This is a genomic window from Propioniciclava sp. LT432 (assembly GCF_059515965.1).
On record NZ_JCAKNE010000009.1, the window covers coordinates 1 to 25,038 of the forward strand.

Sequence of the window (25,038 nt, forward strand, 5' to 3'; positions counted from 1 at the left end):
AGCCGACGGCAAAACGCATGGACGCCACATCCCCACAAAAAGGACTCCCGGCACGAAGCCTAAGAACCAGCCGACTGATGGTCAGGATCCAACCACCGCAACCGCGGTACCACCACCCTGACACTGAGCGAAGCCTAATGCGTCCCGTGGCGCGGGATCCCTCAAGCCGTCGCGGTGGGCGAGGGTGAGACCTGCTCGGCGGTGGCTGACGGCTCGGCGCTGGCTGACGGCTCGGCGCTGGCTGACGGGGTGGCCGTGGCTGACGGGGTGGCCGTGGCTGACGGTTCCGCGGTGGCAGTGGGCTCGGACGTGGGGGTCGGCGCCGGCGACGGAGCCGGCTCGGCCGTGGGCGCTGCGTTCGGCGTCGGCTCGGGAGTGGGTGTCGAGGTGGCGCTGTCCGTGGGGGTCGGGGTTGGGGTGGCGCTGTCCGTGGGCGTGGGGGTTGGGGTGGCGCTGTCCGTGGGCGTGGGGGTTGGGGTGGCGCTGTCCGTGGGCGTGGGGGTTGGGGTGGCGCTGTCCGTGGGCGTGGGGGTTGGGGTGGCGCTGTCCGTGGGCGTCGGGGTTGGGGTGGCGCTGTCCGTCGGCCTGGGCGTCGCGCTGGCGCTGTCGGTGGGGGTCGGGGTCGGGGTGGCGCTCTCCGTCGGCGTCGAGGACGGGGTCGGCGTCGGCGTGGACGCCCGACCCGGCGTGGCCGGCACCAGAGGGACCTCGGACAGTTCGGGCAGGGGGCCGGACTCGGACGGCGGCCTGACGGCGGGCAAGCGGCGGCCCGGCGTCCACGGCACCATGGGGGTGTCCAGGCGGACGTAGGGCGACCCGCTCATCACGCCGATCGGGTCGGCGAACGCGCCGTTCAGGAGCACCTCGAAGTGCAGGTGGCAGCCGGTCGACAGGCCTGTTGTGCCGGACAGGCCGATCTGCTGCCCCTTGCGTACATGCTGGCCTTCGGTCACCCCGAGGACGGACAGGTGGGCGTACCGGCTGCTCATGGCATTCGCGTCCACCGTGCCGTGGTCCACCTCCACGAGCAGGCCGTAGCCGCCGGCTGCAGCGGCGCGGGTGACGACGCCGTCCGCCATGGCGACGACCGCGGTTCCACACGCCGCGGTCATGTCGACGCCGTTGTGGTTGCGGACGTAGTGGAGGATCGGGTGGAACCGGGGGCCGAAGGGCGAGGTGATGGGCCCCGGGACCGGGGAGACGAAGCGCGACTCCAGCAAGGATGCGGTGCCAATGGGAACACCCGCGACGAACGGGAGGTTCACATTCGTCGGGGGGACCTCCAGCACCTCGCTGCGGCGGAGCACCGGTGCCGGGACCTCGTCGGCGGCGGGGCCGAAGGTGACCCCGACGGCCCGTCGAGCGCGGTCGGCACGGGAGGCGCTCTCGGTCGACCACCAACGGCCGGCCGTGCTGCTCAACTCCTCGCCACCCAAGGCGGGTGCGGGCGCCGATGGGGGGACGGCGGCGAGGCTCTGGGTGGTGACTCCGGCCAGGGGCACGCTCACGCAGGCTGCGGCCGTCAGGGCGGCGAGCAGACGCTGGCGGCGCTGAGTGGGGCGCCGGGTGGTGGACGGCGGGAAGTCGCCGGGCGCGGGCTGCATCAAGATTCCCTACAGTGGGCCGGATTCACGGGTGAATCAGGTCGGACGGGTGGTCAAGATCGACTGTATGCCCCTCGACGCGAATGGTCCACAGATCGGGCGAACATCTGACCGCGAATCGCCATCACTCTTCGACACGGATCGGCATCGGGATGTCCGCTCTGGACGACGTGGGGGTCCCACCGTGTAAGGTTGGTCGCGGTTGAGGTTGGTAGTTCTTGCTTACGGTCCCCGTTGTGCAGAAGTTCGAGCGTCACCGCAATGGCTCCCGGACCCGGGGGCAAGCATCACATCACGAAAGCAGGAAACATGGCCACCGGAACCGTCAAGTGGTTCAACGCTGACAAGGGCTACGGCTTCATCTCTCCCGACGACGGCTCGGCTGACGTCTTCGCCCACTACACCGCCATCAACTCGCGCGGCTTCCGCTCGCTCAACGAGGGCGACAAGGTGCAGTTCGAGACCGAGCAGGGCCCCAAGGGCCTCCAGGCCACCAACATCCAGGTTGGCTGACACCCACTCCAACCGGACGCCGCGGCTCATGCGAGCCGCGGCGTCCGGCTTTTTTCGGGCAGATCCGCCCCGGTGCGGCCACGGCGTCCTGCTCGTCGCGGTGCCGGCGCTGGAGGATTGGGTGCGCGGGCGGACGGCCCACTACGACGCGTCCTTCGTGGCGGACGACCCCGCCTTTCCCCACGCGCACGTGACCGTGTTGGCGCCCTTCCCCGTCGACGCCGCCGACCGGGCCGAGGCCCTCGCGGCCGCGACGCGCCCCTTCTCCTTCGTCCTGCGTCGGGTCGACGCCTTCGGTGACGGAACGATCCACCTCGTCCCCGAGCCGGACGACGCACTGAGGGACCTCACGGGGGCGGCGAGCCGAGCCGTCCCGGATGTCGTGCCCTACTGGGGTCGGTTCGATCCCGTCCCCCACCTCACGCTCGACCGCGTGAGCGCCGAGGTCTCCGTGGCGTCCACGACGTCCGCGGTGGCCGGCCTGCTGCCGGTGCGGACGTCCGTCACCGAACTCGTCCTGACCTGGTGGGAGGCGGGCGCGTGCCGCGTCCTGGCCCGGTGGCCGCTCTGGACGGCCTGATCCACCCCCACGCTTGGTGTGGGGACAACCTGTGCACAACAAGCGGGGAGGCGTCCCCGGGCCTCGGTTTCCCTCGGAGGCGCGGCGCCGCATCAGGCCTTGTCAAAGCAAGGTGTGAAGGGAGCGCACCGGTTTTCCACCCCGTTGTCCACAGGGATGCGTTCAGTTGATGTAGAGGTCGCCCAACTCCTCGTCGTCCGGATCCTCGTCCAGGGGGACGGGGGAGCCGGGGAGGCGCGTGATGAACTCCGCCCCACCCTCCGGGGCACGCCCAGCCTTCACCCAACCGCCGTGCGCCTGGATCGTCTGGGCGACGATCGACAGCCCCAGGCCCGAGCCCGGGGTCGTGCGGGCGTGATCGGAACGGTAGAAGCGCTCGAACACGTGCGGCAGGTCCTCCTCGGCGATGCCCTGGCCCTGGTCGGCCACGCGGAAGCGGTCGCCGATCAGCTCGACCGTGACCGTGCCGTCGGGTGGGGAGAACTTCACGGCGTTGTCGAGCAGGTTGGTGAAGGCGCGTTCCAGGGCGTCCGGCTCGCCGACGAGGTACAGCGACTCGAGGTGGACGTCCCAGGTGATGCCCGGACCGCGGCGCTTCACCCGCGTCAGCGCGCTCGCGATGATCTCGCGCAGGTCGACGGGAACGCGGGCCGGCTGGTCCTCGTCCTCGCGGCTCAACTGCACCAGGTCTCCGACCAGCTGGGTGAACTCTCCGAGCTGGGCGGCCACGTCGCGGAGGATCTCGGCGCGGGCCCCCTCGGGGAGCATGTGCTGCCGCTCGTCCGCCACCAGGAGTTCCACGTTGGTGCGCATCGACGTCAGGGGGGTGCGGAGCTCGTGGCCGGCGTCGGCGATGAGGCGCTTCTGGCGCTCGCGTGAGCTCTCCAGGGCGCTCAGCATGCGGTTGAACGACCGGCCCAGGTCGGCGACCTCGTCGTCGCCGGCCACGTCGATCGGGGTCAGCTTGTTGGTCGCGGTGATGTTGAGCACGGCGTCCGACAGTTGGCGGACGGGGGCCATGCCGGACTTGGCGATGACGTACCCGGCCGCGGCGGCCGCCGCAGCACCCAAGCCGCCGAACAGCAGCAGCGACAGGCCGGTGGACTGCAGGATCGCGCTGGTCGTCGAGAGCGGACGCCCCAGCACGAGCGCCCAGTGCTCCTCCTGGTTCACCAGCGGGACCGCCACGATGCGGGTCGGGACCCCGTTCGAGTCGACGCCCGTCCGGGACGACCATCCCTGCGAGGTCCGCGCGATCGTCAGCTCCTCGGGGCCGAGCACGAGGGTCGTTTGGCGGCCGGGTTGGGTGATCTGGTGGGTGTCGGCGCGGATCAGCATGATCGCGACGTTCGCGGCACGCCATGTGGTGGTGTCGATGCCGCCCATGTTGTCCAGGTCCTCCGACACGGTGCCGGACGTGATGGAGGCGACCTCGACGAGTTCCTTGTCGAGCTGGTCGTAGACGGTCAGCAGGGTCACGGAGTAGGCCGCGATGCCGGTGGCCGCGACGGCAGCGGCCACCGCGGACGCGATCAGCAGGGCGAGCCGGTCCTGCAGGGGCCGGTGGGCGGCGGAGAAGAGGTTGCGCAGCCCGCTCACGGGGCCGTCTCGCGCAGCACGTACCCGATGCCGCGGACGGTGTGGATCAGGCGGGAGCGGCCCTCACCCTCGGTCTTGCGGCGCAGGTAGCCGATGTACACCTCCAACGAGTTCGCCGTCGTCGGGAACTCGAAGCCCCAGACCTCGTTCAGGAGCCACGACCGCTCGAGCACCTTGCGGGGGTGCTCCATGAACGTCTGCAGCAGGGCGAACTCGGTGCGGGTCAGGGAGATGCGGCGCCCGCCGCGGGTGACCTCGCGGGTGTTCAGGTCGACGCGCAGGTCCGCGAACGTGAGCACCTGGCCCTCGGAGGGAGCCCCCGGATCCTCGTTCTCGGGGCGGCTGCGGCGGGTGAGGGCGCGGAGGCGGGCCATCAACTCGTCGAGGGCGAACGGCTTGGCCATGTAGTCGTCGGCGCCGGCGTCCAGCCCGTCGACGCGGTCGCCGACGGCGTCGCGCGCGGTCAGGACGAGGATCGGGACGTCATTGCCCTGGCTGCGGAGCATGCGCGTGGTCTCGAGTCCGTCGAGCCGGGGCATCATGACGTCCATGACCACCGCGTCCACCTTGTGTGCCGACAGGTGGGCGAGGGCCTCGATGCCGTCGTTGGCGGACGCAACCTCGTACCCGCTGTACTGGAGCGACCGCTTCAGCGAGTCGCGGACGGCCTGGTCGTCGTCCACCACGAGGATGTGCATGGGGGCATCCTATCGGCGCGGCAAGATCCTCACCCGTCCGAGCACGCCGGACCCGGGCTGGTCGTCCGGGGCGGCGCCCCTCATCAGGTGTGGACCTGGTCCCGGCGACCGACGAACGAGTTCAGGATGAAGCTGACGATGGACACGATGAGGGCGCCCAGCACGGCGCTCCAGAACCCGTCGACGCCCCACGGGACGCCGAGCTGGGCGCACACCCAAGACGTCAGCATGAGCAGGGCGGCGTTGATGATGAGCAGGAACAGGCCGAGCGTGATGAGCAGCAGCGGCGAGGTGAAGAATACGAACAGGGGCTTGATCAGGGCGTTCACCAGACCGAAGATCGCCGCGACGATGAGCATCGTGATGGCCGCGTCGGTGGGCTCGCCCGAGTAGTCCAGTCGGATGCCGGGCAGCAGCCAGGTGGCGAAGGTCAAAGCCAGGGCGCTGACCAAGAATCGAATGATCACGGGCCCATCCTCCCACGTGGGGCAGAATGACGACCCCGGGGTCATCCCTGTCAAGGGCCTGATCCGGGTCACAGAAAGGCACCGTGGCGTGGGCGAATTGACCGGACGGGACTTCCTCAAGGAGGTGGACTTCACCCCGGATGAGTGGGCACACCTGGTGTCCCTGACCGGGGAGCTGAAGGCCGCCCGGAGGGAAGGCCGCGAGGAGCGACGCCTGACGGGCCAGAACTACGCCCTCATCTTCGAGAAGGGCTCCACCCGGACGCGCGCCGCCTTCGAGGTCGCCGCCCGGCACCAGGGCGCCGCCACGACCCACCTCGATCCGTCGGGTTCCCACATCGGATCCAAGGAGTCGGCCGCCGACACCGCCCGCGTCCTGTCCCGCCTGTACGACGGCATTGAGTTCCGAGGCGCCAAGCAGGACACCGTCGAGACGTTGGCCGAATACTCCCCGGTTCCGGTGTGGAACGGGCTCACCGACGAGTGGCACCCGACCCAGGCGCTCTGCGACGCGTTCACGATGGTCGAGGCGTCCGGACGCGCTGCGTCCGACCTGTCGTTCGCCTACTTCGGGGACGCCCGCTTCAACATGGGCAACTCGCTCATGACGATGGGCGCGATGATGGGCATGGACGTCCGGATGATCTCCCCGGCCGCGTTCGCCCCCGACCCCGACCTGGTCGCGGGCGCCCGGGACATCGCGCGCGAGACAGGCGCACGCATCACCATCAGCGACGACATCGAGGACGCCCGGGGAGTGGATTTCGTCCACACCGACGTCTGGGTGTCGATGGGGGAGCCAAAGGGCGTGTGGGCCGAGCGGTGCCGCGTTCTGGCTCCGTACCGGGTGACGAGGCACGTGATGGACCTGGCCGGCCCGGGCGCGAAGTTCATGCACTGCCTGCCGGCGTTCCACGACCTGGAGACCTCAACGGCCCGGCTGGTCCACGACATCACGGGCCTGAGGGAGCTCGAGGTGTCGGACGAGGTGTTCGAGTCCGAGGCGTCCATCGTCTTCGAGCAGGCCGAGAACCGGCTGCACTCGATCAAGGCGGTCCTGGTCGCGACCTGCAGCTGAGGCGTCCCGGGGGAGCACGCAGGAGCGGGCGGCTCCCGGAGGAGTCCGCCCGCTCGGCAGGGGTTGCGGTGGTTACCAGACGCGAATGCGCCTGCCGCCCATCGGGACCAGGTTGAGGATCAGCCCGACCACGATGAGGATGATGCCGATCGTGACGAGCGGCAGCGGCGTGTTCACGAGGAGGCCGATGATGAGCAGGATCAGACCGAGGGTGACCATGGTGTTCCCCTTTGCTGTCGACGGTGCCGGACGGGTGTTCGGCGTTGATCCAGCTTGTCACCGCGATTCGACTCGGCGGGTCCGGCGCTCTCCCTGAAATGTGCGGCGCTGCGTCAGGGGTTCACCTGAGTTTGGCAGGTGCGTGCGCACCTCCCGTCACGCCACCTCTCCTGCCCCCGTGACGCTCTTGCGTCACTCCTCCAGGGCGCCGATCTGCTGCAACCAGCGGCGGGACGCCGCGTCCGACTCCCACAGGTGCGCGACCCAGCCGGCACGCTCGGCGCCGGCCACGTTCGCGGCCTTGTCGTCGATGAACGCGATCTCGTGCGCCTCCAGTTCGAGCACCTCACCCACCCGCAGGTAGGTGCCCAGGTCGGGCTTGAGGATGCCCATGGCGGCTGAGATGAACCAGAAGTCCACATCGTCGGCGACGTCGCTGCCCAGCAGCGCGTGGTCGATGTTGTAGGGGGCGTTGCTGAGGATGGCCGTCGTCCGGCCGGAGGCACGCACGTCCGCGACCAGCCGCCGAGCCTGAGGGCGGAAGCGGAGCCAGCCCCTGGCGTCCATCTTCGCCAGTTGTTGCACTGTCTCCAGGGCTGCCGGCCTGCCGACGCCCTCGAGGATGGGCTTCCAGTACTCGGAGTCGGACGCCCCCGCGTCGTACGCGTCGCGCCCGGCCCAGTACAACTCCTCGAAGCGCTCCGGGTCGACTCCCAGCAGCGTGGCCGGCTCGCTGATCACGCCCTCTCCGGACGCCAACACCCCACCCAGGTCGAACACCACCGCACGGATCATGGCCACCAGTCTGCAGGATCGACGGCCCGGCGCGCTTCCGTTGGGCGGAGTGCGCCTCGACCCTCGACACGGCAGGGCCCACGGTGGAGACTGTGGGATCGGACCACAGCTTTACCTACGGTTACGTAACTGTATTATGGAGGGTGTGACCATGCAGAACCCGAACGCGTCCGAGACGGTGGTGACACCCGGCGGCACGCGGATCGAGCGCACTCAGGAGTTCATCCAGTTGCTCACCCCCGCCGGTGAGCGCGTCGAGGACGAGAACTTCCACTTCACCCACGACGACGCCGTCGTCGCCGCCAACCTGCGGCGCATGGTGCTGGGGCGTCGCCTCGACACCGAAGCGACCGCGCTCCAGCGCAAGGGCCAGTTGGGCCTCTGGCCGCCGAGCCTGGGCCAGGAGGCTGCCCAGGTGGGCTCGGGCGCCGCGGTCGCGCCCTTGGACCACGTCTTCCCCTCCTACCGCGAGCACTCGGTGGCCCTGATGCACGGCGTGGAACCGCTGGACCTGCTCAAGACCTTCCGCGGGAGCGCCATGGTCGACTGGGATCCGGTGCCCACGCGGTTCCACATCTACTCGTTCGTCATCGGCACGCAGTCGCTCCACGCGGTGGGCTACGCCCTGGGCATGCTGTACGACGGCTTGGTGGGCAACAATGACGGGGACGCCAACGGGGCGGTGCTGGTCTACTTCGGCGACGGTGCCACCAGCCAGGGCGACGTGAACGAGGCGTTCGTGTTCGCCTCCAGCTACCAGGCGCCGGTCGTCTTCCTGGTCCAGAACAACCAGTGGGCGATCTCGGAGCCGATCGAGGTGCAGTCGAGGATTCCCCTCTACCAACGTGCGTTCGGCTTCGGGATCCCGGGCGTCCGGGTCGACGGCAACGACGTGCTCGCCGTCCAGGCGGTCACCGAGTGGGCGCTGGACCGCGCCCGCCGTGGCGAGGGGCCGACCCTCATCGAGGCGTTCACGTACCGCATGGGGGCGCACACCACCTCGGACGACCCCACCAAGTACCGCCGCCGCGAGGAGGAGGCCGAGTGGCGCGCCAAGGACCCGATCGAGCGCGTGAAGAAGTACCTGCTCGCGCGCGGTGAGATCGACCAGGCCTGGCTCGACGAGTTGGACGCCGAGGCCGAGGCGCTCGGCGTCCGGGTGCGTGAGGGGGTGCTCGACCTGCCCGAGCCCCGCCTGGAGGACCTCTTCGGGAACATCTACGCATCCCTCCCGCCGGGTCTGGCGGCACAACGAGACGAGTACCTGGCCTACGAGGCCGGCTTCGAGGAGCCCTGATGGCGGAGATGACCATGGCCAAGGCCCTGAACGCGGGACTGCGTCGGGCCCTGGAGGCCGATCCCAAGGTGCTCATCGCCGGCGAGGACGTCGGCAAGCTCGGCGGCGTGTTCCGGATCACCGAGCACCTGCAACGTGACTTCGGCAAGAACCGCGTGGTCGACACCCCGCTCGCCGAGTCCGGCATCGTCGGCACCGCTCTGGGGCTGGCGTTGCGGGGTTACAAGCCCGTCGTCGAGATCCAGTTCGACGGGTTCGTGTGGCCGGCCTTCGACCAGATCACCTCGCAGGTGTCCCGGATGCGGTTCCGGTCCATGGGGAGGCTGTCGGTGCCGATGGTCATCCGCATCCCGTTCGGCGGCGCCATCGGGGCGGTCGAGCACCACTCCGAGTCGCCCGAGGCCTACTTCATCCACACGCCGGGGCTGATCGTCGTCTCGCCGTCCACGCCGTTGGACGCCTACTGGATGATCCAGCAGGCCATCGCCATGGAGGATCCCGTCATCTTCCTCGAGCCCAAGCGGCGCTACCACGAGAAGGGCGAGGTCGACCTGGCCGAGCCGCCACTCCCGTTGGACCAAGCGCGCGTCGTCCTCGAGGGGACGGACGCCACCATCCTCACCTATGGGCCCCTGGTGAAGACGGCCGTGGAGGCCGCGGTCGCGGCGTCCGCCGAGGGTCGCTCGCTGGAGGTCATCGACCTGCGCTCGCTGGCCCCGCTGGATGACGCGACCATCCGCGCCTCGGTGGAGAAGACCGGACGGGCGATCGTCGTGCACGAGGCCGCGCGCACGGGCGGGTTCGGTGCCGAAATCGCCGCCCGGATCCAGGAGTCCTGCTTCTACTCCCTGGAGGCACCGGTCCTGCGCGTGACCGGCTACGACCTGCCCTACCCGCCGAGCCGCGCCGAGAAGAAGTTCCTGCCCGACCTCGACCGCATCCTCGACGCCGTCGACCGATCGTTCGCACACTAGGAGTTCCATGTTCGAGATGAAGCTGCCCGACCCCGGTGAGGGGTTGCAGGAGGCCGAGATCGTCACCTGGCTCGTCAAGCCCGGTGATGAGGTGATCGTGAACCAGGTCGTGGTCGAGATCGAGACGGCGAAGTCGCTCGTCGAGTTGCCCGCGCCGGTGGCCGGCACCGTCGCCGAGTTCCTCGTCGCCGAGGGCGACGTCGTGCCCATCGGGACCGTGATCGCCCGGATCGACGACGGGTCCGCGACCCCGGCGCCCGCCGAGGCGGGCGGGGCTCCCGCCCAGACCGGCCAAGCTCCTGCCGAGGCCGGGGCGGCTCCTGGCGAGGGCGGCAAGGCTCCCGCCCAGGCCGGCGAAGGCTCCGGCTCCGTCCTCGTCGGGTACGGCACCTCCTCGTCCGTGTCGCGCCGCGCACGCAAGGGAGGCGTCGCCGCCCCGGGCCCGGAGACCGAGCAGGTGCACGCGGCCTTCGGGCTGGAGGAGACCCCCGGCCACCACACGGGGGGCCGCGAGCGGGTCGAGGTGATCGAGCACGAGGCCCTCGAGCCGCCGTTGCCGCGCCCCGAGGCCGGGAAGGTGCAGCGTCCGGCCGCCCTCGCGCCCACCGATCCGTCCGGGCGTCCGCTCGCCAAGCCGGCCGTCCGCCGGTTGGCGCGCGACCTGGGCCTCGACCTGGCCACGGTGGCCGGCACCGGGCCGAACGGCTCGATCACCCCCCTCGACGTCGCGCAGGCGGCGGCGGGCGAGGCGTCCGGACGCCGCGGGCCGACGCGGATCCCGATCCGGGGCGTCCGCCGGCAGATGCTGCACGCGATGCAGGCCTCGCTGCAGGTGCCCCAGTCGTCCGTCTGGATGGACGTCGACGTCACCAAGACCGTGGAGCTCATCGAGCAGCTCAAGGGCCGGCGCGAGTTCGCGGGGCTGCGGATCAGCCCGATCGTGGTGCTCGCCAAGGCTGTCTGCCTCGCGATGGAGCGCCACCCCGAGGTGAACTCGTCGCTGGACCTCGAGCGCCAGGAGATCATCGTCAACACCGACGTGAACCTCGGCATCGCGGCCGCCACCCAGCGCGGCCTGGTGGTGCCGAACATCAAGCGGGCCAACGCGATGAACCTGCTCGAACTGGCCCAAGCCCTGAACGAGCTCGTCAGCAAGGTGCGCGACGGGCACATCACGCCCGCGGACGCCTCGCACGGGACCTTCACGATCACCAACGTGGGCGTGTTCGGCGTTGAGGCCGGGACCCCGATCCTCAACCCGAACGAGTCGGCGATCCTGCTGCTGGGCACGTTCAACCGGAAGCCGTGGGTGGTCGGGGAGGGCGCGAACGAGCGGCTCGAGATCCGCTCCGTGGCCAAGCTCACGCTCACGATCGACCACCGGGTGCTGGACGGCGAGCAGGCCTCGCGGTTCCTGGGTGACGTGGCGTCGATGCTGACCGATCCCGGCTTGTCGCTGCTGTTCTGACGGGGGCGACGGCCGGCGCGACAATGGACACCATGCTCTCCCCGACGCTCACCGTCACCACCGCCACCACCCGGCTGGACAACATCCGCGCCAACCTCGACGCCATCCGCGCCCGGGTGGGGGAGCGGCTCGTCCTGCTCGCGGTGAAGGCCGACGCGTACGGGCACGGGGCGATCGAGGTGTCCCGCATGGTCGAGCGGACGGGGTCCGCCGACTGGTTGGGCGTGGCCACCGCCGACGAGGCGGTCGCCCTCCGGGACGCCGGCGTCCGCCTGCCGATCCTCAAGCTGAGCCACGCCCTCTCGGACGCCGAGGTCGCGGCCTGCGTCGAGCACCACGTGGACCTCGCCGTGGTGTCCGCCGCGACCATCGACCAGGTCGCGCGCATCGCGTCCGAGTTGGGGCGTACGGCGTCCGTGCACCTCAAGGTGGACACCGGCATGCGCCGCATCGGCTGCGAGCCCGCCGACGCGCCCGCGCTGGCGCACCGGGCGGACGCCGCGGGCCTGCGCCTGCGCGGGTTGTACAGCCACCTGCCCGTGTCGGACACCGAGGCGGGCCGCGAGTTCACCGAGGCGCAGGTCGCGCGCTTCCGCGCCGTGGCGGACGCCGTGGCCGCGGCGCGTGGACCGATCGAGATCGTCCACCTGGCGAACTCGGGCGCGGTGATGATGCACCCCGACGCGTGGTTCGACATGGTCCGGCCCGGGATCATGGCCTACGGCTCCAGGCCCGACCCCCTGACCGCCCCCACCGTGCCGCTGCAGCCCGGTCTGGAGTGGACGACGCGCGTCTCGTTCGTGAAGACCGTCGCCGCGGGGGAGACCGTCGGCTACGGACGGACGTGGACGGCTCCCCGCGACACCACCATCGCGACGATCCCGGTCGGGTACGGCGACGGTTACTCGCGGTTGCTGTCCAACTGCGGACGGGTGCTCGTCGGCGGGCGCCCGTACCCCGTGGTGGGTCGGGTCTGCATGGACCAGTCGATGGTCGACCTCGGTCCGGACGCCGACGAGGCCGTCGGCGAGGAGGTCGTGCTGGTCGGACGCAGTGGCGACGAGGAGATCACCGTGCAGGAACTGGCCGACGCCATGGGAACGATCCCCTACGAGGTGACGTGCCTGATCGCAGGGCGCGTCGCCCGCGGGATGGTTCCCGAGTCCTGAGCCGGGGGAGGTCCCGTGCTCCCTGCGGGAACGCTACTACACGGCGTAGAATGGCTGTCAGATGCCCGGGCGGGCCGGGCACCGCCGTCCCCCGAGGGGGTGGGAACGATGTCGACAATGGTGAGGTCCAAGCTCAGTGCAGCTGCCCTGGCGGTCGGTGTTCTCGCGGTGGCGATGCTCATCGGCGCCTACTTCGTTCGGCCGATGGAGACCCGCGCCTGGGTCTTCACGGCCGCCTTCGCCGTCGGTCTGGCCGCGCTCGCCCTGGCCGCCGGCGACAACCTGCACTTCCGGCATGAGCGGATCGCCTTCCTGCCCACCACGAGGATGGGGTGGTGGTCGGTGGGGCTGGTCCTCGCGGCCTTCGCGCTGCTCGCGGTGGCGTCGATCGCGCTGGCCCTGCTGCGGAGCGGCGGCCCCGACGGACCGGATGCGCTCTTCGTGCCCCTGTTCCTGATCACCGGCCCCGCGTTCCTGGCGATGGTCGCAGGCGGGGTCGTGGCGGTGGTGGCATGGTTCAGGAGGAAGGAGCGGTCGTGGCTCGTGCTGGCGACCGTCCTGCCCGCCCTGTTCGCGCTCTACTTCGTGGTGGGTGAGTTCACGTTCCCGCATTGACCTTGCGCGAGGTTCGATGCGCGTCTAACGTTGACGTGTGTCGAACGACCTTGATCGGCAGGTTCACCTGCTGAAGGCCATCGCGGACGCGACGCGTCTGCGCATCCTTGGCCTGCTCGCGGACCGGCCCCACACCGGCCGCGAGCTGGCGGACGCCCTGGGGCTCAGCGCGCCGACCGTGAGCCACCACATGCAGCGCCTCACTGAGGTCGGCGTCGTCACCGCCACGCCGGACGCCACGCGGCGCATCTATGCGCTCAACGAGGGGTTGCTGGACGCGGTGGCGGGGGAGGGCGTCCGCGCGGGGCACCCGACGCTCGACGACGACCCCGAGCACCAGCGCACGCTGCGCATCTTCTTCGACGGCCCCCGGCTCCGGCAGATCCCGACCAAGCGCAAGGCCAGGGCGTCCGTGCTGTTGGAGTTGCTGCGCCGGTTCGAGCCGGGTCGTCGTTACGACGAGGTCGAGGTGAACGGCATCCTGCGCGAGGCGCACGACGACGTGGCGTTCCTGCGCCGCGAACTTGTCGACTACCGCTACCTCTCCCGCGAGGGCGGGGAGTACTGGGTCACCACCGAGCCGCCCGAGCGCGACGCCAACGAGGCTCAGGAGGTCCCGGCCGGCGAGGCCGCGTGGCTGGGTGCGCTGATCCGCGGGGCGGTGGGCAACGCCTGATGGGCACGTACACCTACCGTCCGGCCGAGGGTCATGGCCTGCCGCACAACCCGTTCAACGCCATCGTCGCACCCCGTCCCATCGGCTGGATCGGCACACTGTCGGCCGCCGGACGCCGCAATCTCGCCCCGTACTCGTTCTTCAACGCGTTCAACTACACGCCGCCGCTGGTCGGCTTCTCCAGCACCGAACCCAAGCACACGGCCCGCAACTGCGCCGAAACCGGCGAGTTCACCTGGAACCTGGTCTCCGCCGACCTCCTCGAGGCCATGAACGCCACGTCCACCCCCACCGATGTGGACGAGTTCGAGCGCGCCGGGCTGACGGCCGCGGCGTCCGACCTGATCGCGGCGCCGCGCGTCGCGGACGCCAAGGTGACGTTCGAGTGCCGGGTGAGCCAGCAGCTCGAACTCACGGGGGCGGACGGGCGGCCCAGCGGGGCGGTGCTCACGATCGGGGAGGTCGTGGTGGTGCACATCGACGACAGCCTGTTGGTGGACGGCGTCTTCGACACGGTCGCGGCCCGGCCGATGCTGCGCGGGGGCGGTCCGTCGGCCTACTTCGGTGTCGACCCGAGCACCCGTCGCGACCTGCGGCGTCCGGTCGACTAGGTCTGGTGCGGACCCTCGCCCCGGGTGAGGCGACGACGGCTCACGAACACCTCGCGGGCGTAGGCGCCGACCTCCATGGTCGACAGGCCGTCCATGGCGGCGCCGACTCCGCCGCCCAGCAGCGGGACGCGGCGGGCGAACAGCAGGGAGGCGTGACGTCCACCGATGCGGGCGAGCAGTTCGCCGAGGACCTTCTCGCTGATCAGGCGGTCCATGGAGTCGTCGAACACCGGGGCGGTGGCGATGGCCTGCGCGTTGCTGGGCAGGACGCCTTCGTCGATGAGCTTCTGGGTGCCGTCCCGGCCCAGGAGGCACAGCGTCATCGCCGAGCGGACCTGACGGGAGTCGATGTCGTAGCCCCTCAGGTGGGCGATCGCCGCGATGAGGCGGATCTGGACCACCGCGAGGCCGGCGATGTTGGCGGGAAGCGTCACCGCGAGGGTCGGGAGCCCGCCGAGGCTGGTGATGAAGCCCTGGGCGCCGGCCAGGCCGACGTGGGTCAGCGCGAGGGATTCGATCGCGTCCTCGACGGAGTCGCTCTTGACGAGGTGCTTCGCCGCGGCCGACTTCGCGCCGGGAAGGGTGGAGGTGCCGTTGATCGCCGCTTCCAGCAAGGTGCGCAACAGGTTGCCGCCCACCTCGGGGGCGCGGGCGACCGGGTTCTTGCTGACGTCGCGCGACTCGGGTGCCATGGGAAAAGGGTAGGCCGCGCGTCCGCATCGCCGCAGCGGGGCCTCCCCGGTCGCCCCCTGACGGCGGCGCACCGGGGGAATGGTCGGCGGGACGTGCCAGACTGCACGCATGGCGCTGTCGGGGGTGTTCGGGCCGGAGTCGTCCTGGCCCGCGCAGGATCTCGTGGCCCTGTCGGGGGAGTTCGATCCCGAACTGGTGCTGGCGGGGTACGCCGCGGGTGTCTTCCCGATGCCCCTGCTCGACTTCGGCCCGTCCGAGGCGATGGGCTGGTGGTCACCGGTCCATCGGGGCATCCTCCCGCTGGACGACCTGCGCGTCACCCGGTCCTTGCGCAAGTCGGCGAAGAAGTATCTGGTGACGTTCGACCGGGCCTTCGAGGAGGTGCTGCGACGGTGCGCCGACCCACGCCGCGAATCGGGCTGGATCTCCGCGCAGATCGCCGAGGTGTACACGGAGTTGCACCGCGAGGGGGTCGTCCATTCCGTCGAGGCATGGACGCCCGCCGGTGACCTCGCCGGCGGCCTCTACGGCGTGTCGCTCGGTGGGTTGTTCGCCGGAGAGTCGATGTTCCACGACCCGGAGATCGGACGCGATGCGTCCAAGGTGGCACTGGTGCGTCTGGTCGAGTTGCTCGACGACGGAGTCGAGGGCCGCTTGCTGGACGTCCAGTGGGTCACCGACCACTTGGCCACGCTGGGTGCCGTTGAGGTCGACCGCCCGGACTACCTGCGGCTGTTGGAGGAGGCGCTGGAGTTGCCGGCGCCGGATTGGTCTGGGGACAACTGAAGAAGGTTTCCACAAATGGGTCTCTGTGTTCGAATAATGTCAGTGGGGCGTCGTAGCTTGAGGGCATGGAGACGACCAGCAGCTCGGCGGCCGCGATCGCGTCGATCGCAAACGCGCTGGATTCCATCTGCCACGACGAGCGTCGCGCGATAGCACCACATTGTGCCTTGGTGGGCGGGCGGTTCGACATCGTTGGCGAACCTCGTGCTTTTCTTTGCCCCCACCACCACGGCACCGTCGAACCACCGCGCTTCTGGAGGGGCGTGCCGCCTGATCGCTGGGAGGTGCGGCTCGACGAGCGCGGGTCCCCGGAGTTCCTGCCGCCGCGGAGGCTCGACCCGGAGCGGACGCCGCTGGTTCGCGGGGATAATGGCGGGGGCTTGCGGGCGCGGCTCAGCGGTCGCGCTTGTCAAGCTTGACCGTGTGGCCGCCGAGCAGCAGCTTGCCGCGCAGCACGAGGGTGCCGTTGGAGCCGTCCCCCTGCGCCGAACGGCGAATGCTGTTGCCCCCCGCGACCGCCTCGGTCTCCTCGATCACACGGACGCCTCGGGGCACGTGCAGGCTGTGGCCGCCCAGCACGGCCGGCACATCGAGCGTGAGGACAACCCCGGGGCCCAGGGCGTCCCGCAGGTAGATGTCGTCCCCGCCCAGCAGGGCGAAGTTCCGGAAACCCTGGCCCGGCGCGAGGTCGATCCGGCGTCCGGTGAGGATGGTCGCCGTCCAGGGGGCGTGCACTCCGGTGGCGACGCGTCCACGGCGACGGCCGGGGTTCCACCGGGAGTCCAGCTCGCGACCCTCGGGCACGTCGGCGACGAGGTCGGGGAGTTGGTCGATGAAGCGCGCCGACAGGGCGGACTCCTGGCGCTGGGTCAGGTCGTCGAGGTCGAGGCGCCCGGCAGCGTAGGCCTCGTGCAGCACGCCGAGCACCGCGTCGCGATCCGCGTCGCTGGCGCGCAGTCGTCGGTGGTGCTCGAGCTCGGGCATGGCCCCGATTCTATGACGAGGACGTGTCGCCGCCTCGGGGAGGTCACCTGCAGGTCCGGGAGTTCTCGTCCCGTCCGGCCTAGCATGGCTCCATGCCCGAGATGCCCGAGGTGGAGGCGCTCCGCGTCTTCCTGGCCGAGAACTTGGTGGGTCGGACGGTCGTCCGCGCCGACTTGGCGGCGATCTCGGCCCTCAAGACCTTCGCGATCCCCCTCAGCGCTCTGCACGGCATGGAGGTCGCCGGCGTCGAGCGCCGGGGCAAGTTCATCGCGATCGACGTGGACGGCACCTGGCTCGTGTTCCACCTCGCCCGCGCCGGCTGGCTGACGTGGCACGACCCGGTGCCGGAGACCACGGTGCGTCCCGGCAAGGGTCCGCTCGCGCTCCGGGTGGCGTTCGAGTCCGAGCCCGATGAGTCCGGCGCAACCCGCACCATCGGCTTCAGCCTCACCGAGGCCGGCACGCAGAAGCACCTGGCGGTGTACGTCGTGCCCGACCCCGCCGAGGTGCCCGGCATTGCACGCCTGGGTCCGGACCCGCTCGCAGAGGACTTCACCCGCGACGACTTCGCCGCGATCCTCGCCGAGCACGGTCGGACCCAGCTCAAGGGCTTGTTGAAGGACCAGTCGGTCCTGGCCGGCATCGGCAACGCGTACTCCGACGAGATCCTCCAAGCGGCTCGCCTGAGCCCGTTCAAGCTCGCCGGCAGCCTCACCGAGGACGAGGTGACCACGCTGTTCGAGGCCGTCCGCAGCGACCTCGGGGCAGCCATCGCGCGCTCCGTGGGGGAGAAGCCCGCCAACCTCAAGGACGGCAAGCGGACGACGATGCGGGTCCACGGCAGGAAGGGCGAGCCCTGTCCCACCTGCGGCACCACCGTCGCCGAGGTGAGCTTCGCCGACTCGTTCCTGAACTACTGCCCCGGCTGCCAGACCGGAGGCAAACTCCTGGCCGACCGGCGGCTGTCCAAGCTGCTCAAGTAGCCGCGATCCCCACCGTGCGGCGCGGCACCGGGCTCGAATAGACCACGTTCGTGGCGATCGACCCCATGGTGGCGAACCGCTCGGCGACGCGTTCGAGATCGGGCATGGAGCGAGCGACCACCTTGATCAACATGCAGTCGTCACCGGTCAGGTGGTGCGCCTCCACCACCTCGGCCGTGTTCTCCAGCGCGTCGTGGAGTGACCTGTGATGCATCGGGGAGCACCGCAGCCGAATGTAGGCCACGATCGGGAAGCCCAGCAGGCCCAGGTCGACCTCGGCGTGGTACCCGCGCACGACCCCGGCGTCTTGGAGGCGACGAAGTCGTTCAGCCGTGGCCGAGGCGGACAGCCCGATCGCGCGACCGAGCTCGGCGAGAGTGATGCGGGCGTCCTCCTGCAGTCGCCGGACGAGCGCGTCGTCCATCGCGTCCAAAGTGGTGTTCCGGTGGAACAACGTCATGAATGCGAATATACCGATGAAGTCACGGTCTTCGTCGGGAAGATCCGGGGGTTTGCCGTTCAATCGCGGGCGATTCCCGGGCAGTCTGTGGGGCATGATCGACAATGACGCCGTCCGCTACTTCCAGACCAAACTCGCCCACGAGACGTCGCCCCGCGATGTGAGTGCCATGCAGGCCAACGGCGCTGACTTCGTACTCATCGACGTGCGCGACGCGGAGGCCTTTGCGCACGGGCGCATCCCGGGTTCGCAAAACATCGCTCTCGACCAGCTCGGAACCGTCAACCTCGATCCGGGCGTGCCCGTGGTCGTGTACTGCTGGGGACCTTCCTGCAACGACGCCACCCGTGGAGCCCTGGCGCTTGCGGCTCGCGGCCTGCAGGTGCGCGAGATGATCGGAGGCTTCGAGTACTGGGTGCGGGCCGGTCTCACGACCGAGGCGGCGTCCGGCCCGCACTACCGCCCGGTCGACCACCTCACCGCGTCCCACCGCTGACGCCCGGGAGGGCAGGCACGGACGTCCCCAGGAACTGCCCCGCGGCATCACGGCACCCCGTCCCGCGGGGCCTCTGTGCGGTTTCGACGGGCAACCCAGGGCACTCCGTTCGGGATGGGGGAGTGCTTCACAGTAGCCTTGGGCCAACTCGAACCCCCTGGAGGCCCCCGATGAAAGCGATCGTCGAAGCGTGGAACCGCTTCCTCGATCGTCCGTGGACCAAGAATGGACCGCTGGGCCTGTGGCTCATCGTCGTGAGCTGCGCCACCACCATCGTCGTCGCGTTCCTCGGGCCGTCCAGCGTCACGCTCAACGTCGGCCCCGCGGGCGGCAGCCTGCTGCCGCCGTGGTTCATCCCGGTCGAGGTGGGCGAGCAGATCGGGTTGCCCCTGTCGGAGTGGGTCGTCGTCCCGGTGCTGTGGGTCGGGATCACCATCGGCACCGTGGGCCTGCTCATCGCCTGGCGGGCGGTGACGGCGGGCTGGCGTCCGGGCATCCACCGCCTGTTCCTCCTCGGCGTCGGCCTCAGCGCCGCCACGGCGGCGGTCCCCCCGCTGACCAGCGCAGACGTCCTCATGTACGCCGCCTACGGACGCCTCCAGCGCCAAGGCGTCGACCCCTACAGCATCACGCCGGCGGAGATCTTCCGGCAGACGTACGACCCCGTCCTCGTCTGGACCGAACGACCCTGGCAGGACACCCCGTCCGTGTACGGACCAATCGCGTCCTTCACGCAGTGGCTCGCCAACGTGCTGGGTGGCGACTCCATGCACGACGTCGTGTTCTGGCTGCAACTCATCCACGTGACGGCGTTCATCGTCGTCTGCGCGGTCATGATCAAGCTCGCCCACGGCGACGCGGCCCTGCAGACGCGCTCGGTGTTGTTCACCATCCTCAACCCGTTGCTCATCTGGGCCGTCGTCGCCGGCGGCCACAACGAGGCGCTCACGCTGGTGTTCGCCATCGTCGCTCTGAGGTTCATGCGCCGGAGCCCGTTCGTGACGGGCATCTTCATCGGCCTGGCCGGGTCGGTGAAGGTCTCGCTGGTGTTCTACGGGCTGGCCATGGTGTGGGGCTACCGCCACGACTGGCGCAGGGTGGTGCAGCTGGGCGTCGGCGCGCTGATCCCGATCGGCATCCTCTACGGGGTCTTCGCTCCGAGCGCGCTGTTCGCCGCCGCGCGGAACACCGGGTACGTCTCGGGTGGGTCCTGGGCGCCATGGGTCGACTCGGCCCTGGCCTGGGTGCTGCCGGCGCCCGTGGCCCGCTCCATCACCGGCCTCCTCGGCTGGGGCGGCATGGTCGTCATCGCCTGGATGCTGTCGCGTGTCCTGCCGTGGAAGGCCGTGCCCGGCACGAAGCTCCCGGCCGAGCGGGATCCGCTCACCATCGCCGTCCGCACCGCCGTCGTGCTGTGCACCGCGTGGCTCGTGACGTCCCCCTACACGTTGGCCTGGTACGACCTCATCGTGTGGGCGCCGTTGGCGCTGCTCCACCGGACGCGCCTCGACTGGCTCATGGCCCTGCGCGGCACGGCCCTCTCGGTTTCGTACGTCACCGGCCGCACGGTCGGCTTCTCGGACTTCATGGTGGACGTGGTCTCGTACGGCATCCGGGACGTCGTCAGCTCGGCCGTGCAGTGGTTCGTCCTCGGCGCGCTCGTGTACTGGTGGTGGTCCACCGACCGCACCCGGCCGACGTGGGCGTTCGTGAAGCGGGGGGCGTCCGACCTGTTGTTCAGCGTGCCGCGCATCGAGAAGGCCGCGGCCGAGGTGTCCGGGCGGCCCGTCGTCCGGCGCTGGCGGCGTCCGGGAGGCAGGCAGACCGGCCCTTGAGCGGTCCGCGACCGTAGACTCGACCGGTGATCGGATACTTCGGACCAGCCGGAACCTTCACCCACCAGGCGTTGCTCACCTTCTCGGACGCGGAGGCGCAGCCATACGCGACCGTCCCGGGTGTGCTGGACGCCGTGCGTGCGGGCGAGGTGGACGCCGCGTTCGTCCCGATCGAGAACTCCGTGGAGGGCGGCGTCACCGCCACGCTCGACAACTTGGCGCTCGGGCACGTGCCGCTGGTGATCGTCCGCGAGGTCCTGCTGCCGGTGTCGTTCGTGCTGGCGGTCCGGCCCGGCCACCGGTTGGAGGACGTGTCGCGCATCATCACCCACCCGCACGCCCACGCCCAGACCCGCGATTGGGTGCGCAAGACGCTGCCTCAAGCTGTGGTCACCGAGGGCGGCTCGACCGCCGCCGCCGCCGCCGAGGTCGCCGACCCGGGCTCGCGGTACGACGGCGCGATCTGCGCGCGAGTGGCCGCCGACCTGTACGGCCTCGACTGCGCGGCCACCGACATCGCCGACAACCCGGACGCCGTGACCCGCTTCGTGCTCGTCCGGCGCCGAGGCACGATCACCGAGCCGACCGGTGCCGACAAGACCACCCTCGTCGCCTGGATGCACGCCGACCACTCCGGCGCGCTCCTGGAGATCCTCCAGCAGTTCGCGATGCGCGGGGTGAACCTGACCCGCATCGAGAGTCGCCCCACGAAGAAGGCGTTCGGCGAGTACTGCTTCTCCATCGACGCGGAGGGCCACATCGGCGAGCCCCGCCTGCGCGGCACGCTCAAGGGCCTGCACCGGATCTGCCGGGATGTGACCTATCTCGGGTCCTACCCGCGCGCAGACGGGGTGCAGCCCAAGATCGCGCGCGGCTTCACCGACGCCGAGTACCAGGCCGCCGAGGACTGGATGGACGCGCTCCTGGGACGGAAGCGATGACCTGGTCGCTGACGACCGTGCGGCTCCTGCTCCGGTTCGTCGACGCGACGGACGTCGACGCGATCACGGCCTACCGCAACGACCCCGAGGTCTCGGCGCTGCAGGACTGGGAGCTGCCCTACCCCCGCGAGCGCGCCGTCGCGTTGGCGGCGTCTCTCGAGGGACGGACCGACATCGAGCCCGGCAGCAGCAACCAGATCGCGATCATGCGCGACGGGGTGCTCCTCGGCGACCTCTACGTGTCGCTGCACGAACACGGGGGCGTGGCCGAGATCGGCTTCACGCTGGCCCGTGAGAACCAGGGTCGTGGCTATGCGTACGAGGCGGCCCACGCGGTGCTCGCCGACCTGGTCGGACGCCTCGGCGTCCATCGGGTGGTGGCCCAGTTGTCGCCGTTGAACAAGCCGTCGGCGCGGCTGCTGGAGCGCCTGGGGTTCACGGTCGAGTGCTTGGCCCCGCGCTCGTACTGGTGGCGTGGGCAGTGGGACGACAACCTGATCTACGCGCTCAGCGACGACCAGTGGTGGGAGCGGAACCCCCGCCCGACCGGGGACGCCTCGGCCTAGGGCCTCGGGCCAGGGCCTCGGCCTAGGGGGCCATCACCTGCACGGCCCGCGGCAGCACCGTGAACTCGAGCCGTCGGCACGTGCCGATCGTGTCACCGTCGATCTGGTAGGCCACGGGCTCGTCGGTCTCGATGAGCATCGTGCGCACCTGGGCGCGCTCAATACCGGGATGGTCCGTGAGGCGGGTCAGGACGCGTCCGGCGATCGCGCCCCAGTCCGCGGGACGCTCCGGTGAGGCGAGCACGATGTCGATCAGCCCGTCGTCGGGGACGGCGTCCGGGGCGAGCCAGATCTGGCCCTGCACCAAACCCACGTTGGCCGCCAGCGCGAGCGCCGGCGTCCGCTCGACGGGGGAGCCGCCGTCCAGGCTGACGAGCGCACGGAACGGGGGCGAGTTGAGGCTCGCGAGGGCCGCGGCGGCGTAGGCGGCCGGCCCGACGACCTTCTTCAGGTCCGGGTTGGTCTCGCTCATGATCCGCGCATCGATGCCCATGCCCGCCATGACGAGCGAGTGGTCGTCCTCCCGGTCGTCGGCGCGCAGCCGGACGAGGTCGACTGGCTGTGCGCGGCCCTCGAAGGCGACCTCCAGGGCGTCCGCCATGTCGAGCGGCACGCCGAGGTTGCGGGCGAGCAGGTTGCCGGTGCCGACGGGCACGATCCCGATCGGGATGCCCGTACCGGCCAACACGGCACTCACCGTGCGAACCGTGCCGTCGCCGCCGGCCACCAGCACGAGGTCGACCTTGCGCTTGCGGGCCACGCGGGCGACGCGCGCGCCGGCGTCGTCCATGTCGGTCTCGAGCCAGAGCGGCGCTTCCCAGCCACGCTCGGTGCACTCGCCCTCGACCTGCCGGCGGAAGACCTGGAAGTCGGGCACCTTGGACGGGTTGTAGATGATGGCGGCCCGCAGGGAACCCTCGCGGACGCGGGGGGCCGCGCCGAACCGGACCACGCTCACTCCGGCCAGGGCCAGGGCCAGCGCGGCCACGAACCCGCCGAAGAAGCCGCCCGCGATGAGGTCGGAGAACCAGTGGGCGCGCAACAACCACCGGTCCGCGAGCACGACCCACCACACCACGACCAGCAGCGACGCCCCGGCGACCACCGGGGCGCGTCGACGCCGGGTCACCACCATCGAGGCGACGACCATGACGGCCAGGACCGTCAACGCGGTCATGTGCCCGCTCGGGTAGGACCACCCCTCGACCGTGATGAGGGGTGCGGCCGTGTCCGGACCGGGACGCAGCACCAGCACCTTCGCCAGTTGGCTGCCGCCCCAGGCCAACGGGATGCTCAAGCCGATCGCCCAAGCCAGGTTGTGGAGGTGTCGGCGCATGGCCCAGAGCGTGAGCACGGCCAGGCCCGTGTAGGCCACGACCGGCATGGTGACGACCGCGATGGTCGCGAGCACCTGGCCGAGGGGGGAGCCCGAGTCGATGCCGGGCATGGTGGAGGCGGCGTCCGCGCGGTGGAACGCAGGGGTGGCCAGCGTGAGCCACGTCCACAGGGCGAACGCCGCGGCCAGCACCGCCGCCGCGACGTGTGCCAGTCCCCACCGCGTCCTCACGGGTCCAGTGTTCCACCCGGCCCCGGGCCGGACGCCTCGCCCGGCAACTTGAGCTCAGCTGGACGATAGGATCGGCCCGTGATCGACCCGAAGATTCTGCGCACCGACCCCGACCGCGTCCGCCGCAGCCAAGCTGCCCGCGGGGAGTCGGTCGAGCTCGTCGACCACCTGGTCGCCGCCGACGAGCGTCGCCGGTCCCTCATGGCGACGTCCGAGTCGGCCCGGGCCGAGCAGAAGGCGTTGTCGGCGCAGATCCCCAAGGCCTCGCCCGAGGAGAAGCAGGCCCTGCTGGCACGCACCAAGGAACTCGCGGCGTCCGTCAAGGAGGCTCAGGCCGAGACCGAGGCCGCCAACGCCACCTTCGACGAGCTGATGATGCAGCTGGGCAACATCGTGATCGACGGGGTTCCCTCGGGTGGCGAGGACGAGGGCGAGATCATCGAGACGTGGGGAACCCCGCGCGACTTCGCCGCCGAAGGCTTCGCCCCCCGCGACCACCTCGAACTGGGCGAGATGCTGGGCGCCATCGACATGGAGCGCGGCGCCAAGATCTCCGGCTCGCGGTTCTACGTGCTGACCGGCCAAGGGGCCCAGCTCGAGTTCGCGCTGCTGCAGCACGCGATGGCGATGGCGTCCTCGTGGGGGTTCACGCCGATGATCGTCCCGAGTTTGGTGAAGCCGGAGGCGATGGCCGGGACGGGGTTCCTGGGCCAGGCGGCCGAGGACGTCTACCACCTCGAGCGCGACGACCTGTACCTGGTCGGCACCTCCGAGGTCGCGCTGGCGGCCTACCACTCCGACGAGATCCTGCCCGCCGGGTCGCTGCCGAAGCACTACGTGGGGTGGTCGAGCTGCTTCCGCCGCGAGGCCGGCGCCTACGGCAAGGACACCCGCGGCATCTTTCGCGTGCACTGGTTCGACAAGGCCGAGCTGTTCGTCTACTGCTCGCCCGAGGACGCCGAGGCCGAGCACGCCAAGCTGCTGGGTTACGAGAAGGCGTTCATCGAGTCGCTGGAGATCCCGTACCAGGTCCTCGACGTCGCCTCGGGCGACCTCGGGTCGTCGGCCGCCCGCAAGTTCGACTGCTACGGCTGGCTGCCCACCCAGGAGCGCTACCGCGAGATCACCTCGACCTCGAACTGCACCGAGTTCCAGGCGCGCCGCCTCAACATCCGGCAGCGGGACGCCGGCGGCACCCGCCCGCTGGCCACGCTCAACGGCACGCTGTGCGCGATGACCCGCACGATCATCATGATTCTGGAGAACCACCAGCAGGCCGACGGGTCGGTGCGCGTCCCCGAGGCACTCCGGCCCTACCTCGGCGGGCGCGAGTTCCTGACCCCGGTCGCCGCCGCTTGAGTTCC

Annotated in this window: 27 protein-coding genes; 17 read left to right on the forward strand and 10 right to left on the reverse strand. The window is 70.4% G+C overall.

Going from position 1 to position 25,038, the window contains the following annotated elements; all coding sequences use genetic code 11:
• Window positions 1–161: 161 nt before the first annotated feature.
• Complete coding sequence (locus tag AC5YDV_RS06155; protein WP_496192410.1) at window positions 162–1,604, reverse strand: M23 family metallopeptidase; 1,443 nt, start codon at window positions 1,602–1,604, stop codon at window positions 162–164.
• 309 nt (window positions 1,605–1,913) lie between these two features.
• On the opposite strand from AC5YDV_RS06155, the gene AC5YDV_RS06160 reads away from it, so the two are divergent.
• Together AC5YDV_RS06160 and AC5YDV_RS06165 are read left to right on the forward strand one after the other, a co-directional pair.
• Window positions 1,914–2,117 (forward strand): cold-shock protein, encoded by a 204-nt coding sequence (locus AC5YDV_RS06160; protein WP_496183700.1) that lies wholly within the window; start codon window positions 1,914–1,916, stop codon window positions 2,115–2,117.
• Window positions 2,110–2,697, forward strand: a complete 588-nt coding sequence (locus tag AC5YDV_RS06165; protein ID WP_496183701.1) for a 2'-5' RNA ligase family protein — start codon at window positions 2,110–2,112, stop codon at window positions 2,695–2,697. Before AC5YDV_RS06160 ends, AC5YDV_RS06165 begins: the two co-directional genes overlap by 8 nt.
• 162 nt (window positions 2,698–2,859) lie before the next feature.
• Here the strand turns inward: AC5YDV_RS06165 and AC5YDV_RS06170 are convergent, their stop codons facing one another.
• The 3 genes from AC5YDV_RS06170 to AC5YDV_RS06180 all read right to left on the reverse strand — a co-directional run bounded on the left by AC5YDV_RS06170 (window position 2,860) and on the right by AC5YDV_RS06180 (window position 5,461).
• Window positions 2,860–4,296, reverse strand: coding sequence for a sensor histidine kinase (locus tag AC5YDV_RS06170; RefSeq protein WP_496183702.1), 1,437 nt, complete (start codon window positions 4,294–4,296; stop codon window positions 2,860–2,862).
• A complete protein-coding gene (locus tag AC5YDV_RS06175; RefSeq protein WP_496183703.1) occupies window positions 4,293–4,994 on the reverse strand; it encodes a response regulator transcription factor in 702 nt (233 codons plus the stop codon). The genes AC5YDV_RS06170 and AC5YDV_RS06175 overlap by 4 nt, the downstream gene beginning before the upstream one ends.
• A gap of 83 nt (window positions 4,995–5,077) precedes the next feature.
• Window positions 5,078–5,461 (reverse strand): phage holin family protein, encoded by a 384-nt coding sequence (locus AC5YDV_RS06180; protein WP_496183704.1) that lies wholly within the window; start codon window positions 5,459–5,461, stop codon window positions 5,078–5,080.
• 88 nt (window positions 5,462–5,549) lie between these two features.
• Between AC5YDV_RS06180 and argF the strand changes: the two genes are divergently transcribed.
• Complete coding sequence (gene argF / locus AC5YDV_RS06185; protein ID WP_496183705.1) at window positions 5,550–6,539, forward strand: ornithine carbamoyltransferase; 990 nt, start codon at window positions 5,550–5,552, stop codon at window positions 6,537–6,539.
• 72 nt (window positions 6,540–6,611) lie between these two features.
• Here the strand turns inward: argF and AC5YDV_RS06190 are convergent, their stop codons facing one another.
• Both AC5YDV_RS06190 and AC5YDV_RS06195 read right to left on the reverse strand, forming a co-directional pair.
• The gene (locus tag AC5YDV_RS06190) at window positions 6,612–6,758 is read right to left on the reverse strand and encodes a hypothetical protein (RefSeq protein WP_496183706.1); all 147 of its coding nucleotides are present in this window, start codon (window positions 6,756–6,758) and stop codon (window positions 6,612–6,614) included.
• A 192-nt stretch (window positions 6,759–6,950) separates the two neighbouring features.
• Entirely contained in the window at window positions 6,951–7,553 is a 603-nt protein-coding gene (locus tag AC5YDV_RS06195; RefSeq protein ID WP_496183707.1) for an HAD-IA family hydrolase, read from the reverse strand.
• 151 nt (window positions 7,554–7,704) lie between these two features.
• On the opposite strand from AC5YDV_RS06195, the gene pdhA reads away from it, so the two are divergent.
• The 7 genes from pdhA (at window position 7,705) to AC5YDV_RS06230 (ending at window position 14,363) form a co-directional block, all read left to right on the forward strand.
• A complete protein-coding gene (gene pdhA, locus AC5YDV_RS06200) occupies window positions 7,705–8,850 on the forward strand; it encodes a pyruvate dehydrogenase (acetyl-transferring) E1 component subunit alpha (RefSeq protein WP_496183708.1) in 1,146 nt (381 codons plus the stop codon).
• Entirely contained in the window at window positions 8,850–9,824 is a 975-nt protein-coding gene (locus tag AC5YDV_RS06205; protein ID WP_496183709.1) for an alpha-ketoacid dehydrogenase subunit beta, read from the forward strand. Before pdhA ends, AC5YDV_RS06205 begins: the two co-directional genes overlap by 1 nt.
• Before the next feature lie 7 nt (window positions 9,825–9,831).
• Window positions 9,832–11,292, forward strand: coding sequence for a dihydrolipoamide acetyltransferase family protein (locus AC5YDV_RS06210; protein ID WP_496183710.1), 1,461 nt, complete (start codon window positions 9,832–9,834; stop codon window positions 11,290–11,292).
• Window positions 11,293–11,324: 32 nt separating this feature from the next.
• A complete protein-coding gene (gene alr, locus AC5YDV_RS06215) occupies window positions 11,325–12,461 on the forward strand; it encodes an alanine racemase (protein WP_496183711.1) in 1,137 nt (378 codons plus the stop codon).
• Window positions 12,462–12,578: 117 nt separating this feature from the next.
• A complete protein-coding gene (locus AC5YDV_RS06220; protein ID WP_496183712.1) occupies window positions 12,579–13,076 on the forward strand; it encodes a hypothetical protein in 498 nt (165 codons plus the stop codon).
• Between the two features lie 37 nt (window positions 13,077–13,113).
• The gene (locus AC5YDV_RS06225) at window positions 13,114–13,752 is read left to right on the forward strand and encodes a DUF2087 domain-containing protein (protein ID WP_496183713.1); all 639 of its coding nucleotides are present in this window, start codon (window positions 13,114–13,116) and stop codon (window positions 13,750–13,752) included.
• Window positions 13,752–14,363, forward strand: a complete 612-nt coding sequence (locus tag AC5YDV_RS06230) for a flavin reductase family protein (RefSeq protein WP_496183714.1) — start codon at window positions 13,752–13,754, stop codon at window positions 14,361–14,363. The genes AC5YDV_RS06225 and AC5YDV_RS06230 overlap by 1 nt, the downstream gene beginning before the upstream one ends.
• Here the strand turns inward: AC5YDV_RS06230 and AC5YDV_RS06235 are convergent.
• Window positions 14,360–15,055: a hypothetical protein gene (locus AC5YDV_RS06235; protein WP_496183715.1), complete on the reverse strand. Its 696-nt coding sequence runs from the start codon at window positions 15,053–15,055 to the stop codon at window positions 14,360–14,362. The two genes, AC5YDV_RS06230 and AC5YDV_RS06235, sit on opposite strands and share 4 nt — an antisense overlap.
• A gap of 109 nt (window positions 15,056–15,164) precedes the next feature.
• Between AC5YDV_RS06235 and aat the strand changes: the two genes are divergently transcribed.
• The gene (gene aat, locus AC5YDV_RS06240) at window positions 15,165–15,842 is read left to right on the forward strand and encodes a leucyl/phenylalanyl-tRNA--protein transferase (protein ID WP_496183716.1); all 678 of its coding nucleotides are present in this window, start codon (window positions 15,165–15,167) and stop codon (window positions 15,840–15,842) included.
• 393 nt (window positions 15,843–16,235) lie between these two features.
• Here the strand turns inward: aat and AC5YDV_RS06245 are convergent, their stop codons facing one another.
• Window positions 16,236–16,826 carry a DUF1707 SHOCT-like domain-containing protein gene (locus tag AC5YDV_RS06245; protein WP_496183717.1) on the reverse strand — a complete coding sequence of 197 codons (591 nt, stop codon included), beginning with the start codon at window positions 16,824–16,826 and terminating at the stop codon, window positions 16,236–16,238.
• Between the two features lie 92 nt (window positions 16,827–16,918).
• Here AC5YDV_RS06245 and AC5YDV_RS06250 point away from each other — a divergent pair, with 92 nt between their 5' ends.
• Window positions 16,919–17,809, forward strand: a complete 891-nt coding sequence (locus AC5YDV_RS06250) for an Fpg/Nei family DNA glycosylase (protein WP_496183718.1) — start codon at window positions 16,919–16,921, stop codon at window positions 17,807–17,809.
• On the opposite strand, the gene AC5YDV_RS06255 is transcribed toward AC5YDV_RS06250, so the two are convergent.
• On the reverse strand, window positions 17,802–18,269 hold the full coding sequence (locus AC5YDV_RS06255; protein ID WP_496183719.1) for an Lrp/AsnC family transcriptional regulator: 468 nt from the start codon (window positions 18,267–18,269) through the stop codon (window positions 17,802–17,804). The two genes, AC5YDV_RS06250 and AC5YDV_RS06255, sit on opposite strands and share 8 nt — an antisense overlap.
• Before the next feature lie 94 nt (window positions 18,270–18,363).
• Between AC5YDV_RS06255 and AC5YDV_RS06260 the strand changes: the two genes are divergently transcribed.
• The 4 genes from AC5YDV_RS06260 (at window position 18,364) to AC5YDV_RS06275 (ending at window position 22,107) form a co-directional block, all read left to right on the forward strand.
• Window positions 18,364–18,765: a rhodanese-like domain-containing protein gene (locus AC5YDV_RS06260; protein WP_496183720.1), complete on the forward strand. Its 402-nt coding sequence runs from the start codon at window positions 18,364–18,366 to the stop codon at window positions 18,763–18,765.
• Between the two features lie 170 nt (window positions 18,766–18,935).
• On the forward strand, window positions 18,936–20,600 hold the full coding sequence (mptB, locus tag AC5YDV_RS06265; protein WP_496183721.1) for a polyprenol phosphomannose-dependent alpha 1,6 mannosyltransferase MptB: 1,665 nt from the start codon (window positions 18,936–18,938) through the stop codon (window positions 20,598–20,600).
• Between the two features lie 26 nt (window positions 20,601–20,626).
• Window positions 20,627–21,541, forward strand: a complete 915-nt coding sequence (gene pheA, locus AC5YDV_RS06270) for a prephenate dehydratase (RefSeq protein ID WP_496183722.1) — start codon at window positions 20,627–20,629, stop codon at window positions 21,539–21,541.
• The gene (locus AC5YDV_RS06275) at window positions 21,538–22,107 is read left to right on the forward strand and encodes a GNAT family N-acetyltransferase (RefSeq protein ID WP_496183723.1); all 570 of its coding nucleotides are present in this window, start codon (window positions 21,538–21,540) and stop codon (window positions 22,105–22,107) included. Before pheA ends, AC5YDV_RS06275 begins: the two co-directional genes overlap by 4 nt.
• 22 nt (window positions 22,108–22,129) lie before the next feature.
• Here AC5YDV_RS06275 and AC5YDV_RS06280 read toward each other — a convergent pair whose 3' ends face one another.
• Window positions 22,130–23,674 carry a bifunctional phosphatase PAP2/diacylglycerol kinase family protein gene (locus AC5YDV_RS06280; protein ID WP_496183724.1) on the reverse strand — a complete coding sequence of 515 codons (1,545 nt, stop codon included), beginning with the start codon at window positions 23,672–23,674 and terminating at the stop codon, window positions 22,130–22,132.
• Window positions 23,675–23,752: 78 nt separating this feature from the next.
• Between AC5YDV_RS06280 and serS the strand changes: the two genes are divergently transcribed.
• Window positions 23,753–25,033 carry a serine--tRNA ligase gene (gene serS / locus AC5YDV_RS06285; protein WP_496183725.1) on the forward strand — a complete coding sequence of 427 codons (1,281 nt, stop codon included), beginning with the start codon at window positions 23,753–23,755 and terminating at the stop codon, window positions 25,031–25,033.
• Window positions 25,034–25,038: the final 5 nt, after the last annotated feature.

Excerpts from the sequence above, each read along its gene's own strand:
- mptB (WP_496183721.1), top strand. The coding sequence starts at position 18,936 with ATGAAAGCGATCGTCGAAGCGTGGAACCGCTTCCTCGATCGTCCGTGG.
- pdhA (WP_496183708.1), top strand. The coding sequence starts at position 7,705 with ATGCAGAACCCGAACGCGTCCGAGACGGTGGTGACACCCGGCGGCACG.
- aat (WP_496183716.1), top strand. The coding sequence starts at position 15,165 with ATGGCGCTGTCGGGGGTGTTCGGGCCGGAGTCGTCCTGGCCCGCGCAG.
- AC5YDV_RS06155 (WP_496192410.1), bottom strand. The coding sequence starts at position 1,604 with ATGCAGCCCGCGCCCGGCGACTTCCCGCCGTCCACCACCCGGCGCCCC.
- AC5YDV_RS06235 (WP_496183715.1), bottom strand. The coding sequence starts at position 15,055 with ATGGCACCCGAGTCGCGCGACGTCAGCAAGAACCCGGTCGCCCGCGCC.
- AC5YDV_RS06260 (WP_496183720.1), top strand. The coding sequence starts at position 18,364 with ATGATCGACAATGACGCCGTCCGCTACTTCCAGACCAAACTCGCCCAC.
- AC5YDV_RS06190 (WP_496183706.1), bottom strand. The coding sequence starts at position 6,758 with ATGGTCACCCTCGGTCTGATCCTGCTCATCATCGGCCTCCTCGTGAAC.
- AC5YDV_RS06275 (WP_496183723.1), top strand. The coding sequence starts at position 21,538 with ATGACCTGGTCGCTGACGACCGTGCGGCTCCTGCTCCGGTTCGTCGAC.
- AC5YDV_RS06255 (WP_496183719.1), bottom strand. The coding sequence starts at position 18,269 with ATGACGTTGTTCCACCGGAACACCACTTTGGACGCGATGGACGACGCG.
- AC5YDV_RS06210 (WP_496183710.1), top strand. The coding sequence starts at position 9,832 with ATGTTCGAGATGAAGCTGCCCGACCCCGGTGAGGGGTTGCAGGAGGCC.
- AC5YDV_RS06220 (WP_496183712.1), top strand. The coding sequence starts at position 12,579 with ATGGTGAGGTCCAAGCTCAGTGCAGCTGCCCTGGCGGTCGGTGTTCTC.
- AC5YDV_RS06175 (WP_496183703.1), bottom strand. The coding sequence starts at position 4,994 with ATGCACATCCTCGTGGTGGACGACGACCAGGCCGTCCGCGACTCGCTG.
- alr (WP_496183711.1), top strand. The coding sequence starts at position 11,325 with ATGCTCTCCCCGACGCTCACCGTCACCACCGCCACCACCCGGCTGGAC.
- AC5YDV_RS06205 (WP_496183709.1), top strand. The coding sequence starts at position 8,850 with ATGGCGGAGATGACCATGGCCAAGGCCCTGAACGCGGGACTGCGTCGG.
- AC5YDV_RS06245 (WP_496183717.1), bottom strand. The coding sequence starts at position 16,826 with ATGCCCGAGCTCGAGCACCACCGACGACTGCGCGCCAGCGACGCGGAT.
- AC5YDV_RS06250 (WP_496183718.1), top strand. The coding sequence starts at position 16,919 with ATGCCCGAGATGCCCGAGGTGGAGGCGCTCCGCGTCTTCCTGGCCGAG.
- AC5YDV_RS06160 (WP_496183700.1), top strand. The coding sequence starts at position 1,914 with ATGGCCACCGGAACCGTCAAGTGGTTCAACGCTGACAAGGGCTACGGC.
- AC5YDV_RS06195 (WP_496183707.1), bottom strand. The coding sequence starts at position 7,553 with ATGATCCGTGCGGTGGTGTTCGACCTGGGTGGGGTGTTGGCGTCCGGA.
- AC5YDV_RS06230 (WP_496183714.1), top strand. The coding sequence starts at position 13,752 with ATGGGCACGTACACCTACCGTCCGGCCGAGGGTCATGGCCTGCCGCAC.